This is a genomic window from Autumnicola aciditolerans, assembly GCF_041679265.1.
Lineage (GTDB): Bacteria > Bacteroidota > Bacteroidia > Flavobacteriales > Flavobacteriaceae > Autumnicola.
Genome location: NZ_JBGFSM010000007.1, coordinates 217,813 through 233,043, shown reverse-complemented (window position 1 = coordinate 233,043; position 15,231 = coordinate 217,813). Strand labels below are relative to the sequence as shown.

Sequence of the window (15,231 nt, the reverse complement as noted above, 5' to 3'; positions counted from 1 at the left end):
AAATGTAACTGTTTTTACCTTCAATGTTGCAGTAGGTTCTAATTTCTTCAAAATCAACTCCTATAAAAGATAATTAAAAACCGTAATTAATTCCGAGACCAAAAACCTCCCTAATCTGAAAGGCTGCAACTGCATTATCATCATAGACCGCCTGGAAAAGCAAGTTTGCTGATAAAAAATCATTTATACCCATCTCCAGGTTCATAAGATAATCAATATCTATATTTCCGGGTTTGTCCAGATAGTTGGAATAAAGATTAAGGGAATTATCCATCATCACATTTTCCAAAAGCTGGAAATTAGCCAGAGCACTAAAAGATGCACCAAGTTCAAAACGGCTGGATTTACCATTGTCTACTCCAAAATACTGCCCATCATCATAATTTGGTCCAGTAGTAAAATCTGGGTCAACAAAAATAAACCTGGCGGTTGCCGGAGCCAGGTTAAGAATTAGATTCTCATTTTTCTTATACATGATCCCCGGGCCGGTTTGCAGGTATGCGGGAGACAGAAAATGTGTGGTTTCTGTCCTGGTAACTTCACCTGTTGCAGCATCCTCGCCAAATTTGTATCCTTTATCTATTTGGGTCCTGAAATTTAAAAAATAGGAATAAAAGAAACCCGATTCCTGAATTTCCAATCCCGCAATAGAATTAAGTTCAAGCCGGTCACTGGTCTTCCGGGGAAAATTATCCCCTTTTACTTTTGTAATACCATAATTGGCAAGAATACTGTTATTCCAACTGAAATTATCCTTTGTATAGTTGAAGTCGTAATTAAAGCTAAGGTTTGCAGCGATACTGGAAGTACCTCCTCCGGTCCATTCCGCATTAAAAGCTGATTGGTTAAAGAGCAACTGCACATTACCTTCCGTTTGCCAGCCATTGGGGATTGTATCCTGTTCTTCGTCTTCCTGTGCTTGTGCTATTCCTGTTATGATGATGCTGAAAGCTACAAGTAAAATTTTCCTCATTATTAGTTTTTTGGTTTTTTGTAAAGTGGAACTGAAGAGCAGGCCTCACCATACATCAAGCTTTTTACTACAGGTTGTAATTTCTCTATAAGCAATAAATACGCATTTTTAGGAACAGGTTTATGAGAACACCCTTTTATAATGACTGGCTTATCTAATAAAGCCGAAACATCCAGGCGCTGAATAACTTCAGTATAAAGTATAGTTTCCAGCTCATCCAGGTTTCCCGTTACTGTCTTCTTCGCGTAAGGCTGAAGATAAGTGGCAAGCAGCATGTAAGCCCAGGCAGGCACTATCGCATCTGTACTGCAGGTTAATGCCACAAATTTGTCCTGGTATTGGCTCCAGTTATGTGCGGCAGCCTTTTCCCTGAAAATTCCTTCCCTTAGTACAAATCCTTCCAACAGCCAATCCTTAATATCAAAAAGCACCCGCTCACCCGTAGGATAATAATCTTCCAGGTTAAACGTTACCAGTTTACTGTTAGCCACGCGGTTTACAATTTCTGTAGCCATAATCTATAAAATTTATAGTAATCCTAATTCCAGTTTTGCGCCTTCACTCATAAGATCCTGGCTCCAGGGTGGATCAAAGGTTATTTCTACTTCAGCATCTTTAACCATATCCAGGGATTTTACTTTTTCTTCTACTTCCTGCGGAAGGGTTTCTGCCACGGGACAATTAGGCGTGGTAAGCGTCATAAGGATTTTCACCTCAAAATCTGTACTCACCATAACATCATATATTAGCCCCAGTTCGTATATATCCACCGGGATTTCAGGATCATAAATGGTCTTTAAAACCTTTACGATTTTTTCACCAAGCTCCTGTGTATCTATTTCCTGTTCCATTTTAATTCAGTTGTGTTTGGTATGCCACAGCATACATCTTAAGTTGTTTAATCATGCTCACGAGCCCGTTCGCCCTTGTGGGAGAAAGGTGTTCTTTTAAACCAATATCATCTATAAATTGCGTATCTGCTTCAATAATAGCTGCAGGATGTTGGTTAGAGAACGCCCTTATTAATATCGCTACAATACCTTTGGTGATGATCGCATCGCTATCTGCAGTAAAAACCAGTTGATCGCCTTCCAGTTCTGCATGTACCCAAACTTTACTCTGGCAGCCTTTAATAAGGTTTTCTTCAATCTTATATTTTTCGTCTATAAGGGGCAGCGATTTGCCCAATTCAATCATATATTCATAACGCTGCATCCAATCATCAAACATAGAAAACTCTTCAACGATCTCTTCCTGTATTTCCTTTATATCTTTACTCACTGTTTTCTGTTTTTTCTTCTGATAAATTTAGCAATTCTCTTTTTATGCTGAAATTGTTATGAAAGCATCATTTTTGCTTTCTTCACCGCTTCAATAAATCGATCAATTTCAGCACGGGTATTATAAAATGAAAAAGAAGCCCTTACCGTTCCCGGAATCTTATAGAAATCCATAATTGGCTGTGCGCAATGGTGACCTGTTCTCACGGCAATACCAAGTTTATCCACAATAGTTCCAATATCGTAAGGGTGCAAACCTTCTATATTAAAAGAAATCACTGAAGTTTTCTCCTTTGCAATTCCATAAATCTTCATCCCTTGAATCTTCAGCAATTCCTCCGTAGCATATTTAAGCAATTCCTGCTCGTAAGCGGCAATTTTGTCAAAACCTATGGCATTCATGTAATTCAGGGCTGCCCCAAAAGCAATTCCGCCGCAAATATTTGGCGTTCCCGCTTCAAATTTATGCGGAAGATCGGCATAAGTGGTTTTTTCAAAAGTTACCGTAGCTATCATTTCCCCGCCACCCTGGTAAGGAGGAAGTTTTTTTAACCACTCCTCTTTTCCGTAGAGCATACCCACTCCCGTGGGGCCACACATTTTATGGGCTGAAGCCACATAAAAATCCACATCCAAATCCTGAACATCGGCTTTAATATGCGGAGCCGCCTGGGCACCGTCAATTAAAACCGCGGCTCCTTTAGAATGTGCCTTATCAATAATTTTTTTTATCGGATTTACCGTTCCCAAAGCATTGGAAACATGGTTTAAAAAGACAATTTTTGTCTTTTCAGTCAACAGGTTTTCAAATTCTGAATAGATGATTTCCCCGTCTTCATTCATGGGGATCACCTTCAGTTTTGCACCGCTTTTTTCGCAGATCATCTGCCAGGGAACTATATTGGAATGGTGTTCCAGGGCAGAAACCAGAATTTCATCGCCTTCCTTCAGCAAAGATCCAAAACCACTCGCCACAAGGTTTATACCATGGGTGGTACCTGAGGTAAGGATTATTTCATAAGATTTTTCAGCATTAAAATGCTTCTGAATTGTCTTTCTGGCAGCTTCGTACTTATCTGTAGCTTCCTGGGAAAGCGAATGCACACCGCGATGTATATTTGCGTTGTAATTGGAATAATAATCAACAATAACATCAATAACCTGCTGCGGCGTTTGGGATGTTGCTGCGTTATCGAAGTACACCAGGGGATATCCATTCACTTCGCGCTGAAGTATGGGAAAATCTTTCCTGACCTTTTCTACATCAAAAGCTATTTTATCAGTAGCAATGCTCATTCTGTTTTTGTTTTAAGGATTGGTTTCATTTGCTACTTTCCAGCAGCAATTACAGGTTAAAACCTAATTCCACTCCCAGTTTTAAAGCGATAAGCTTATTGATTCTTTTTTTGATTTCGGGAATTTTTACGCTTTCCAGCACATTATTGGCGAAAGCATACATTAAAAGACCCCGGGCTTCTTTTCGTGGAATGCCGCGGGACTGAAGATAAAATAAAGCCTCTTCATCCAGCTGCCCGATAGTACAGCCGTGGCTACATTTTACATCATCTGCAAAAATCTCCAGCTGCGGTTTGGAATTGATAGTGGCCTTATCGTCAACAAGAATATTGTTGTTGGACTGGTAAGCATTGGTTTTTTGTGCTTCCTTCTCTACCACTACTTTCCCGTTAAACACTCCTACAGAGGAGTCTGCAAAGATACCTTTATAATCCTGGTGGCTTTCGCAATTTGGTTCTATATGGTGCACCAGCGTATTATGATCTACATGCTGTTTTCCTTCAATTATAGTTACTCCTTTAAGGGTTGAATCTATGCGCTCCCCTTTTTGATAAAAATTAAGGTTATTACGGGTAAGGCGTCCCCCAAATGAAAAGGTATGTACAGAAACAACACTTTCAGACTGTTGTTCAATAAAGGTATTGTCTATAAGCGAAGCACTGGATTTGTCATTTTGGATCTTGTAGTAATCCACAATGGCACGTTTATCAGCATACAATTCAGTTACCGAATTGGTGAGCACAGGATGATCTGTAAGGCTTTGATGACGTTCTATTATCTGCACATGTGAATTTTCATCTACCACAACAAGGTTTCGTGGCTGCACCATTAATGCAGTTTCATTTCCGGTGGAAAAATTAATGATCTGGATGGGCTTATCCGCCAGCTTGTTTTTATGAATATGGATAAAAGCACCTTCTTTGGCAAAAGCAGTGTTTAAGGCATTTAACCCAGATTTTGGCGCGATCTTATTGAAATAATTATCGATTACTGGCTTGTACTGCGGTTTATTTAAAGCCGAAGACATAAGGCACACATCTATTTTATCGTGCGTGGTTTGGGAAAGATGGGAAGAATATATCCCGTCTATAAACACAAGATCATAAGTATCTATATCGTGAATAAGATATTTCTTAATATCACGATATTCTATAGCTTCCTCTTTTTTTGGAAAAACACTGTAGTCATGCTTTAAAACCGAATTGAGAGATGTATATTTCCAGGCTTCCTCTTTCCTGGAAGGGAAACCAAGCTCTTCAAACTCTTTAATTGCCTGTGTTCTTATTTGATGTACCTCACTTTCTGCTCCAAAATCTTCTTCAAAAGCCAGAAATGAGGATATTAATTTATCTTTTAATTCCATTTTGTTAGTTTAAAGTTGAAAAGTTTAAAGTTTAAAGGCGCTGCCTTAAACCTTGAACCTCAATTTTGAAATTGAAAAATCTTCAAATTCTCAAATTGCTTATACCGCTTCCTGCTTCACCCAGTCATAACCTCTTTCTTCCAGTTCGTAGGCCAGCTCTTTTCCACCGGTTTTTACAATTTTTCCGTCTACCAACACATGAACAACATCTGGCACTATATAATTTAAAAGGCGCTGATAATGTGTAATTAATAACACCGCATTATTTTCATTGCGCAGTTTGTTCACCCCGTCTGCCACAATGCGCAAAGCATCAATATCCAGGCCTGAATCTGTCTCATCCAGAATGGAAAGTTTGGGATCCAGCATGGCCATCTGGAAGATTTCATTACGCTTCTTCTCTCCTCCGGAAAAACCTTCATTTAAAGACCTGGATAAAAATTTGCGATCAATTTCCAGCATTTCAGACTTTTCACGGATAAGCTTCAGCATTTCATTTGCAGGCATGTCTTCCAGTCCATTTGCTTTTCTATGGGCATTAATGGCAGTTTTCATAAAGTTGGTTACCGAAACTCCCGGAATTTCCACAGGATATTGGAAAGAAAGGAATATCCCTTTATGCGCCCTTTCTTCAGGATCCAGCTCAGAAAGATTGGTGCCTTCAAAAATGATTTCGCCCTGCGTCATTTCAAATTCTTCCTTGCCCGCGATCACCGAAGAAAGCGTGCTTTTTCCTGAACCATTTGGGCCCATTATAGCATGAACTTCTCCGGGATTAATTTCCAGGTTTATTCCTTTTAAAATTTCCTTATCGTCAATACTCGCGTGTAAATTCTTTATTTTAAGCATGTCTTTTATGGTATGCATCCCGTGACAATTTGGGATTGATTTTTAAACTATTCTTTTGTTTGAGCATCTTCAGGAGTTTTTGCATCCTCCATCACATCTAAAATTTCTCGTATTTCTATCACTTCTTTCCAGCCTTCCTGGCGACGGCTGGGTTCAATTTTGGCCTTTACTTTTACATCAACCATATCAAACTCATCGTTCTTATAAGGTTTTACTGTTTCAGTAAGCACCTGCGCCAGTGAATCATTTTTTACTCCATATACAAAATCTTTTCCCCGCAGCACTCCCTCATCGGCCACAAAAACATACTCCCCTTGCAGGGTGGGAATGCTGTCTATGACTTCTTCAACTTCAGGTTCAGGCACTAAATCCCGGCGATCTTCATCCTCACATCCAACCAATACCAGTAACAGTATTAGAAGGCTCATCAATTTTTTCATTCTTCTCTTTCTTCAACAATTTTCGATTCTATCCTACAGAACCTTCAAGGGAAATTTCCAGTAATTTCTGGGCTTCCACCGCAAATTCCATAGGGAGCTTATTCAGCACTTCTTTGCTAAAACCATTAACGATTAATGCAATAGCCTTTTCGGTATCTATCCCCCGCTGGTTACAGTAAAATATCTGGTCTTCTCCAATTTTACTTGTAGTTGCCTCATGTTCTACCTGCGCAGATTTATTTTTCACTTCAATATACGGGAAGGTATGCGCACCACATTTATTACCCATAAGCAGAGAGTCGCACTGGGAAAAATTCCTAGCATTCTCTGCCCTGCTGTTTATCTGAACAAGCCCACGGTAAGAGTTCTGCGATTTTCCGGCAGAAATACCTTTGGAAATAATGGTACTTTTGGTATTCTTACCTAAATGAATCATTTTGGTACCGGTATCTGCCTGCTGATGGTTATTGGTGACTGCGATAGAATAAAATTCCCCAACAGAATTATCTCCTTTGAGCACACAGGAAGGATACTTCCAGGTAACTGCCGAACCGGTTTCCACCTGAGTCCAGCTGATCTTGGCGTTTTTCTCACACAAACCACGTTTGGTCACAAAGTTGTACACCCCACCTTTTCCTTCCTTATTCCCAGGATACCAGTTTTGAACGGTGCTATACTTGATTTCAGCATCGTCAAGGGCAACAAGCTCCACTACTGCGGCATGTAACTGGTTTTCATCCCGGGTTGGCGCAGTACAGCCTTCCAGGTAACTTACATAGCTTCCCGGTTCTGCCACCACAAGAGTCCGCTCAAATTGCCCGGTTCCCGCCTGGTTAATCCTAAAATAGGTAGAAAGTTCCATTGGACACCTTACGCCCTTTGGAATATAACAGAAGGAACCATCACTAAAAACTGCTGAATTTAAAGCAGCGTAAAAATTGTCCTTTTTAGGCACCACGCTTCCAATATATTTTTTCACCAGCTCGGGATGCTCTTTAATCGCTTCTGAAATTGAGCAGAAAATTATCCCTTTTTCAGCAAGTGTTTTTTTGAAAGTAGTAGTTACGGAGACAGAATCCATCACCACGTCTACGGCCACCCCGGCAAGTTTCTTTTGCTCATCTATGGAGATACCAAGTTTTTTGAAGGTATCCAGCAATTCCGGATCTACCTCATCTAGACTATCATATTTTGGCTTTTTATTTGGAGCAGAATAATAAGAAATATTCTGAAAATTCGGTTTTTCATAATGAACATTAGCCCATTCCGGCTCGTCCATTTTTTCCCACGCCCGGTAGGCCTCCAGCCTCCATTCCGTCATCCATTCCGGCTCCTCTTTCTTCTTTGAAATAGCCCGAACTATCTCTTCATTTAAACCAATAGGAAAAGTATCGTATTCTATATCTGTATAAAATCCGTACTCATACTCTTTGGTTTCGAGCTCTTTTTTTAAATCGTCTTCAGTATATGCCATTTTGTTGTTTTTGTTGAAAGGTTAAAAGTTATAAAGTTGAATGCAGGTACTTTATTAGTCCACTAATCAACTTCGATATCTCGTTAACTTTTGCCTTTGTCTTTACGAACTCCTCATTTTCCAAATATTTAAGATCTGAAGCTAAGTATAACTGGGAACGAAATTCTCCAGCTGAAGCTTTAGCTATATAAAGGAACCGTATAAATTCTTTTGCCGTTCCCCTTTCAAAACCTTCAGCAATATTTGAGGAAATTGAAATGCTCGACCTCCTAATCTGTCCTCTCAGTTCGAAATCCTGTCCGAAAGAACCAATACCTGTAATTCGGTAAATTTCAGAATTTAATTCCCGCGCCTTCTGCCAGGCAAAAATTTCTTCAAAGGAATTAAACTTTGCCATCCACTTTCTAACTTTTTACTTTTAAACCCTGGAACTTATAAGGAAAAACTCTCCCCACACCCACAGGTGCGTTGTGCATTTGGATTATTGAAAACAAATCCTTTCCCGTTTAGTCCGCCGGAATATTCTAAAATGGTTCCAGCCAGATAGAGAACGCTGCGTTTATCCACAATTATTTTCACATTATTGTCTTCAAATAACTTGTCGTCTTCTGCCTTCGATTTATCAAACTTTAATTCGTAAGATAAGCCTGAGCAGCCACCGCTTTTTACGCCTACGCGTACAAAGTCCTGAATACTATCAAAACCTTCTTCCGTCATTAAAGCGGCAATCTTTTTTTTAGCGTCTTCGCTTACTTTAATCATAGCTTAAAAAGATTAATTCTAAATTGGGCACAAATATACTACAAAAGAGCCGTTTTACCATAGTCTAAGCATTTGTTTTAAGAATAGGTTAATAAGTGCAATCAATTAGGTGCACATATTATAATTTTAACTTAATTAATTGATAAACAATATATTGCAATTTCACCAGATGAAGAGATAAAACCCTGTAAATACTATTTCCAAACAAGCAGGATTCTGCAGGTTAACCACAGAAACAACCTATAATAATCGGCTTTTGAATTAATATTCATTTATTTTGCATTATAAACACCAATCTTATGTTTGATAATAGTCAGGAAACAAGGACCAACCTTTCAGAATTAGGGGAATTTGGACTTATAGATCACCTCACCAGGAATTTCACCTTAAAACAAAATTCCACTAAAAAAGGGATAGGCGACGATGCGGCAGTGCTGGATTTTGAAGATAAGCAATGCATTATCACCACAGATCTTTTGGTGGAAGGGGTGCATTTTGACCTGTCTTACATGCCGCTAAAACATCTTGGCTACAAGGCCGTTATGGTTAATGCTTCTGATGTTTACGCGATGAATGGCAAAGCCACACAAATTACCGTTTCCATAGCAGTATCCAACCGGTTTCCTGTAGAAGCTCTTGAGGAACTTTATGCTGGCATACAGCTGGCTTCTAAAATTTATAATATTGATGTGATAGGCGGGGATACCACCTCTTCCACTTCGGGATTAATGATTAGCATTACTGCTTTAGGGCAGGCAAAGGCTGAAGAAATCACCTACCGGAATGGCGCTAAAGCCAATGATCTTTTGGTAGTTACCGGGGATTTGGGAGCGGCCTATATGGGGCTGCAGATCCTGGAAAGGGAAAAGCAGGTCTTTAAAGCCAATCCTAATGCCCAGCCAGACCTGGACCAATATACTTATTTAATTGAAAGGCAACTTAAACCGGAAGCAAGAAAAGATATGCCGCCTTTACTGAAGGAGCTTGAAGTGAAACCCACTGCTATGATAGACATTAGCGACGGGCTTTCTTCTGAAGTGATTCATTTATGTAAAAATTCCAAAACCGGCGTAAATTTATATGAAGATAAAATCCCGCTTGATCCCGCGGTTATTTCGGTTTGTGAAGAATTTAATATAGACAGCACCACTATTGCCCTTAGTGGCGGAGAAGATTATGAATTGCTCTTCACCATTTCCCAGGCCGATTTCGATAAGATAAAAGGCAATCCTAATATGACCGTAATAGGCCATATGACCGAAGAAAGCGAAGGAATGCATTTAATAACCCGCGCAAACACTAAAATTCCATTGATCGCCCGGGGCTGGAATTCTATGGAAAAAGAAGAGGAGGAGAACTAAGAGGCTTCTGCGAAAACGCGGCGGCGGTTTCTTCTTCTTTTATGGATTTGAGCCAAATATTCGTTCGTTTCCTTGAATTTGGGGGTTAGCCGGGCCAGGAAACCATTGGCCGTATCTGTCATTTCCATTCCGCATTTTGCACACTTATATTCATGTATATGCTCGGTAACATTTTTTGACACTCTAAGTTTATGGCCAAACAGGTTACACAAAACCTTTAAAAACGAAAATAACTTTGGACTGGTTTTTTTCATAAAGGATTGATTTTCTTGTTTCTGAGTTCTAAAATTATAAAAAAAAGTTAACAACCAAGACAAAAAGCTTAATTTAATCGATAAAGTGTAAAAATTTTAGTAAAGATACCCTATCTTCAATATAGGAAAGATGACCACCTGAAAGTGACCTTAACTCTGCACCTGTAGTATTCGCAAGGGTTTTAAGATGATTAATATCCATTAGCGGATCATCATTTCCCGCAATTATATATTTTGAAAATTTCATCCTGTAAAGAGATTGTACGTTATTTGTACGAATTTTCATCCCCTTAGTAGCCGCCGTAATTCCCTGAACACTCATTTTACGTGCTTCAGCAATGAGGGCTTCCACCTCTGGGCGAAATTTTTTATAATTATCCTGCGACAACAGATTAGAAATAGCCATTTTCACAAAGGCATCTTTATTCTTCTTCACTAATTTCACAGAACGATCCCGGTTAATTCGCTTTTCCTCACTATCCTCTTCAGGAGTTGAATTTACCAGTGTTAAACTTTTAACAGTGTAGGAAAAATTTTGTTCAATTCCAAACTTACATAACCTCCCATAGAATGACCGGCTACCGCAGCTTTTTCAATCTCCAGGTGCCACAAAACTTCCTTTACGGCTTTGGCCATATCTTCCATGCTGTGAATTTCATTAAAACAACCGGATTCCCCGTGGCCCGGAAGGTCTATACATACCACCTGCCTATGCTCGCAAAGCGTGGGGAGAAAGGGCTCCCAGATCCTGGAAGATTCCATAAAACCATGGAGAAGAATCAACGGATTTCCACTGCCATGAGAAGTAAAATGAATATCAGCTCCTCTGTATTTCACCATCATAATATTAAAATTAAAAGCCACGAATTCACCGAAAGCAGATTCGTGGCAGTTAAGGATTTTTTATTGCAAAAGTTTACGAGTTCATCAACTCTTCAATTTCATCTGCCTCAATAGGAATATTTCTCATAAGATTAAACGGCTCTCCTTTTTCCTGGATTACCACGTCATCTTCCAGCCTAATCCCAAAACCTTCATCTGGGATATAAATTCCCGGCTCTACGGTGTACACCTGGTTTGCCATCATGGGTTCCGTTAAAATTCCGTAGTCATGAGTGTCCAGTCCAATGTTATGGGAAGTGCCATGCATAAAGTACTTTTTGTATGCCGGCCAGTCTTTGTCTTCATTTTGAACATCAGCCTTATCCAGCAATCCCAGGTCCAGCAATTCTGAAGTCATTAATTTCCCAACTTCTTTATGGTATTCAGCCCACATAGTGCCGGGAACAAGCATTTTAGTAGCTTCCTTCTTCACCTTATTCACCGCGTTATAAACTTCTTTTTGCCTTTTCGTATATTTCCCGGAAACAGGAATAGTTCTGGATAAATCACTGGCGTAATTGGCATATTCTGCTCCCGTATCCAATAATATTAGCTCTCCTTCATTACACTGCTGGTTGTTCTCAATATAATGCAGCACATTGGCATTTTTCCCGCTGGCAATAATTGGAGTATAAGCGAATCCTCTTGAACGGTTCCTGATCATTTCATGATAATACTCCGCCTCAATTTCATATTCCCAAACTCCGGGTTTTACAAAACCTAAAGTCCTGCGGAAGGCTTTTTCAGTAATATCACAGGCCTTTTGCATCAGGTCCAGTTCAATCTGGTCTTTCACAGAGCGCAAACGCTGAAGGATTGGGTTGCTTTTTGCCACCTGGTGCGCGGGATATTTATCCTTACACCATTTAATGAACCGCATATCCCTGGTTTCGGTTTTATGTGCCGAGCGGTAATGTTCATTGGTGTTAAAATAAACTGTGTCACACTGCGTCATTACTTCAAAAAAGATCTTCTCAAAATCCTTCATCCAGTAAACGGTTTTCACCCCGCTTACTTCAAAAGCTTTTTCCTTGGTGAGCTTTTCTCCTTCCCAAACCGCAATATGCTCATTGGTTTCAGTTAAAAAAAGCATTTCCCGGTGCTCTTGCTTGGGAGCATCAGGAAAAAGGACGAGAATGCTTTCTTCCTGGTCTACCCCGCTTAAATAAAAAAGGTCCCTGTTTTGTTCAAAAGGCAGGGTGCTGTCTGCCCCAATGGGATAAATATCATTGGAATTAAAAACCGCAAGGCTTGAAGACTTCATCTTAGACATGAAGTTTTTGCGGTTTTTTATAAAGAGTTTGGAATCGATTTGATCGTATTTCATGGTCTGTTTTTTCAATTTCCTCAAAATTAAAAGTTTTAAAGGCAAATGCTGTTAACAGCAATAAAAATTTTGTTCCTGAGCAGCTTTTGTATAATTTAATCTGCTTAATTCTTATTTCATAAAATGAAGCGATTTCTACTCCCTTTTTTCCTGTTTTTCACTATTGTTTTCTCGTCTGCACAACAGGCTTCCTCGGGAGCTGAAATTCAAGCGGCTATCGAAAATAAATCCCGGCTGGACAAAACTTCCACCGTAAAAAACCTTCCGCTTAAAAATATAGGGCCGGCAATTATGAGTGGCAGGGTGACAGATTTTGCTGTAAATCCTGAGAATCCCACGGAATTCTACGTTGCTTATGCCACCGGCGGACTTTGGTACACCAATAACAACGGGAATTCCTTTACTCCTGTCACCAATACTGCGCCCACTCAAAATATTGGCGATGTGGCGGTACACTGGAAAAGTGAAACCATCTGGTTGGGAACTGGCGAAGTAAATGCTTCCCGGTCTTCTTATGCCGGAGTTGGGATCTTAAAATCTGAAGATCATGGTGAAAACTGGCAGTTTATGGGCCTTCCAGATTCTCATCACATTAGCCGCATCCTTATAAATCCCAATGATCCAGACGAGATTGTGGTAGGCGTGACCGGCCATTTATATTCTGCCAATCTGGAAAGAGGCATCTTCAAAACTACCAACGGCGGCGAGACCTGGAACAAAACCCTGTTTATAAATAACCATACCGGGATTATAGATATTGCATACGTACCTGGAAATTACCGCACCATGTACGCGGCAGCCTGGGATAAAGACAGGAAAGCCTGGGATTTTAGAGGTTCGGGAGATGGCAGCGGGATCTATAAAAGTGAAGATGCCGGCAATACCTGGACGAAACTCAGCGATAAAAATTCCGGTTTTCCCACGGGAGAAGGCGTTGGCAGGATTGGGCTTTCCGTTTTTGATGAAAGTACAGTGTATGCAATAGTAGACAATCAGAATCATCGCCCTGCGGAAGAAAAACAGGACAAGGAAGAAGGCCTGAAAAAATCCGATTTTGAAGATATTTCCACCAAAAAATTCATGAATATTAAAAATGAAGACCTGGAAGCATTTCTTCGGAAGAATAACTTTCAGGAGAAATACACCGCTGAAACGGTAAAATCTTTAGTTGAAGAAGGAAAAGCAGAGCCTCTCGACCTTGCACTTTACCTGGAAGACGCTAATTCAGATTTATTTGAAACTCCCGTGATTGGCGCACAGGTTTATAAAAGCGAAGATGGAGGCAAAACCTGGAAAAAAACTCACGAAGACTACCTGGACGACCTGTACTACAGCTACGGGTACTATTTTGGGATGATACACGTAGATCCACGGGATGAAAATGCCATTTATATCTATGGAGTGCCAATCCTTAAATCTAAAGACGGAGGAAAAACCTTTACCTCCATTGATGGAGAAAATGTACATGCAGACCATCATGCTTTATGGATAGACCCCAATATGAGCGGACACATAATTGATGGCAACGATGGCGGGGTGAACATTACCTATGATGACGGGGAGCACTGGATGATAAGAAACAGCCCTGCTGTGGGCCAGTTTTATTCTGTGAATGTAGATCATGCCAAACCTTATAATGTTTATGGAGGGCTTCAGGACAACGGGGTTTGGATGGGCGCACATACCAGCGAGGCAAATCCGGGCTGGCAGGTAAACGGCAATTATCCTTATAAACGATTAATGGGCGGAGATGGAATGCAGGTAGAAATTAACAGTAACAATCCGCAAATTGTGTACACAGGTTTCCAGTTTGGAAATTATTTCAGAATTAATCGCGAAACCGAGGAACGTAAATACATCCAACCTAAGCATAACCTGGGAGAAAAGCCATACCGTTTCAACTGGCAAACCCCAATATTGCTCTCTCCACACAACCAGGACATTCTTTATATGGGCAGCAACAAATTGCTTAGAAGCATGAACCAGGGCGATGACTGGACCGTAATTTCAGAAGATCTTACTGCCGGAGGAAAAGAAGGCAATGTTCCTTATGGCACACTCTCGACAATAAGTGAATCCCCATTGAAGTTTGGGCTTATTTATACCGGGAGCGATGACGGGCTTGTTCAGGTAACCAAAGACGGCGGTGGCAGCTGGAACAATATCAGCTCCGGGCTTCCTGAAAATTTATGGATTTCCCGCGTTATTGCTTCTGAACATAAAGAAGAACGGGTTTATGTAACGCTGAATGGTTATCGCTGGGACGATTTCACACCTTACATATATGTTTCTGAAGATTACGGCAACACCTGGAAAAATATTGCAGGAAACCTGCCGCTCGCGCCGGTAAACGTTATTCGTGAAGATCCTGAAAATGAAGATATACTATATGTAGGCACAGATGATGGGGTTTACCTCTCGTTTGACCAGGGCCGGGAATGGGAACCATTTAGCGCCGGCTTTGTGAATGTTCCGGTCCATGACCTGCGCATCCAGGAAGACCAAAATCACCTGATTGTTGCCACTCACGGACGCTCACTCTACCTGGCCGATATTTCGCCTATTTCTAAAATGAGTAAGGAAAAGATTTCCAAGAAGCTTTGGATTGCACCGGTGGCAGATATCCAGTTTTCTGCCAGGTGGGGCAACAGCTATAGCAATTGGCTGGATCCCTATACCCCGGAAACCGAGTTTACTTTTTATTCTGTTTCTTCGGGAACTGCAACCATAAATATTAAGGCTGAAAAAGGGCTCGTGCTTAAATCTTTTGAAGTGGAAGCCGAAAAAGGTTTTAACGAAGTAGATTACGATCTTTCCATTGCTCAAGAAAACTTAGCGCGTTTCAATAAAAACCTTGAAGAAAAAATTACTGCTTCAGAAGATGAAAAGTATTACCTGCCAAAGGGCAATTATACAATTGAAGTTAAAATGAAAGGTGATTCCGCTGAAAAATCTTTCAGCATTAAATAA

General features: G+C 40.4%; 17 protein-coding genes. 2 read left to right on the top strand and 15 right to left on the bottom strand.

Features of this window, described 5'->3' with window-relative positions; all coding sequences use genetic code 11:
* Positions 1-73: 73 nt before the first annotated feature.
* The 11 genes from AB8M93_RS09830 to AB8M93_RS09780 all read right to left on the bottom strand — a co-directional run bounded on the left by AB8M93_RS09830 (position 74) and on the right by AB8M93_RS09780 (position 8,437).
* Positions 74-973 (bottom strand): DUF3078 domain-containing protein, encoded by a 900-nt coding sequence (locus AB8M93_RS09830; RefSeq protein WP_373057401.1) that lies wholly within the window; start codon positions 971-973, stop codon positions 74-76.
* A 2-nt stretch (positions 974-975) separates the two neighbouring features.
* Entirely contained in the window at positions 976-1,488 is a 513-nt protein-coding gene (locus AB8M93_RS09825) for a DUF2480 family protein (RefSeq protein ID WP_373057400.1), read from the bottom strand.
* A gap of 12 nt (positions 1,489-1,500) precedes the next feature.
* On the bottom strand, positions 1,501-1,824 hold the full coding sequence (locus AB8M93_RS09820; protein ID WP_373057399.1) for an iron-sulfur cluster assembly protein: 324 nt from the start codon (positions 1,822-1,824) through the stop codon (positions 1,501-1,503).
* Between the two features lies 1 nt (position 1,825).
* On the bottom strand, positions 1,826-2,254 hold the full coding sequence (locus tag AB8M93_RS09815) for a SufE family protein (protein ID WP_373057398.1): 429 nt from the start codon (positions 2,252-2,254) through the stop codon (positions 1,826-1,828).
* A 56-nt stretch (positions 2,255-2,310) separates the two neighbouring features.
* Positions 2,311-3,549: an aminotransferase class V-fold PLP-dependent enzyme gene (locus tag AB8M93_RS09810; RefSeq protein WP_373057397.1), complete on the bottom strand. Its 1,239-nt coding sequence runs from the start codon at positions 3,547-3,549 to the stop codon at positions 2,311-2,313.
* Between the two features lie 49 nt (positions 3,550-3,598).
* Positions 3,599-4,912: a Fe-S cluster assembly protein SufD gene (gene sufD, locus AB8M93_RS09805; protein ID WP_373057396.1), complete on the bottom strand. Its 1,314-nt coding sequence runs from the start codon at positions 4,910-4,912 to the stop codon at positions 3,599-3,601.
* A 99-nt stretch (positions 4,913-5,011) separates the two neighbouring features.
* On the bottom strand, positions 5,012-5,761 hold the full coding sequence (gene sufC / locus AB8M93_RS09800) for a Fe-S cluster assembly ATPase SufC (protein WP_373057434.1): 750 nt from the start codon (positions 5,759-5,761) through the stop codon (positions 5,012-5,014).
* 47 nt (positions 5,762-5,808) lie between these two features.
* Positions 5,809-6,189 (bottom strand): hypothetical protein, encoded by a 381-nt coding sequence (locus AB8M93_RS09795; RefSeq protein ID WP_373057395.1) that lies wholly within the window; start codon positions 6,187-6,189, stop codon positions 5,809-5,811.
* 40 nt (positions 6,190-6,229) lie between these two features.
* Positions 6,230-7,675, bottom strand: a complete 1,446-nt coding sequence (gene sufB, locus AB8M93_RS09790) for a Fe-S cluster assembly protein SufB (protein ID WP_373057394.1) — start codon at positions 7,673-7,675, stop codon at positions 6,230-6,232.
* Between the two features lie 28 nt (positions 7,676-7,703).
* Positions 7,704-8,072: a four helix bundle protein gene (locus AB8M93_RS09785; RefSeq protein WP_373057393.1), complete on the bottom strand. Its 369-nt coding sequence runs from the start codon at positions 8,070-8,072 to the stop codon at positions 7,704-7,706.
* A gap of 35 nt (positions 8,073-8,107) precedes the next feature.
* A complete protein-coding gene (locus AB8M93_RS09780; RefSeq protein WP_373057392.1) occupies positions 8,108-8,437 on the bottom strand; it encodes a HesB/IscA family protein in 330 nt (109 codons plus the stop codon).
* 299 nt (positions 8,438-8,736) lie between these two features.
* Between AB8M93_RS09780 and thiL the strand changes: the two genes are divergently transcribed.
* Positions 8,737-9,798 (top strand): thiamine-phosphate kinase, encoded by a 1,062-nt coding sequence (gene thiL, locus AB8M93_RS09775; protein ID WP_373057391.1) that lies wholly within the window; start codon positions 8,737-8,739, stop codon positions 9,796-9,798.
* Here thiL and AB8M93_RS09770 read toward each other — a convergent pair.
* From AB8M93_RS09770 to AB8M93_RS09755, 4 genes are all read right to left on the bottom strand, one after another.
* On the bottom strand, positions 9,795-10,052 hold the full coding sequence (locus tag AB8M93_RS09770; RefSeq protein ID WP_373057390.1) for a DUF1660 family phage protein: 258 nt from the start codon (positions 10,050-10,052) through the stop codon (positions 9,795-9,797). The genes thiL and AB8M93_RS09770 overlap by 4 nt on opposite strands.
* A gap of 73 nt (positions 10,053-10,125) precedes the next feature.
* Positions 10,126-10,488, bottom strand: coding sequence for a hypothetical protein (locus tag AB8M93_RS09765; protein ID WP_373057389.1), 363 nt, complete (start codon positions 10,486-10,488; stop codon positions 10,126-10,128).
* A 71-nt stretch (positions 10,489-10,559) separates the two neighbouring features.
* The gene (locus tag AB8M93_RS09760; RefSeq protein WP_373057388.1) at positions 10,560-10,895 is read right to left on the bottom strand and encodes an alpha/beta fold hydrolase; all 336 of its coding nucleotides are present in this window, start codon (positions 10,893-10,895) and stop codon (positions 10,560-10,562) included.
* Positions 10,896-10,968: 73 nt separating this feature from the next.
* On the bottom strand, positions 10,969-12,261 hold the full coding sequence (locus AB8M93_RS09755; RefSeq protein WP_373057387.1) for an aminopeptidase P family protein: 1,293 nt from the start codon (positions 12,259-12,261) through the stop codon (positions 10,969-10,971).
* Positions 12,262-12,384: 123 nt separating this feature from the next.
* On the opposite strand from AB8M93_RS09755, the gene AB8M93_RS09750 reads away from it, so the two are divergent.
* Positions 12,385-15,231: a beta propeller repeat protein gene (locus AB8M93_RS09750; protein ID WP_373057386.1), complete on the top strand. Its 2,847-nt coding sequence runs from the start codon at positions 12,385-12,387 to the stop codon at positions 15,229-15,231.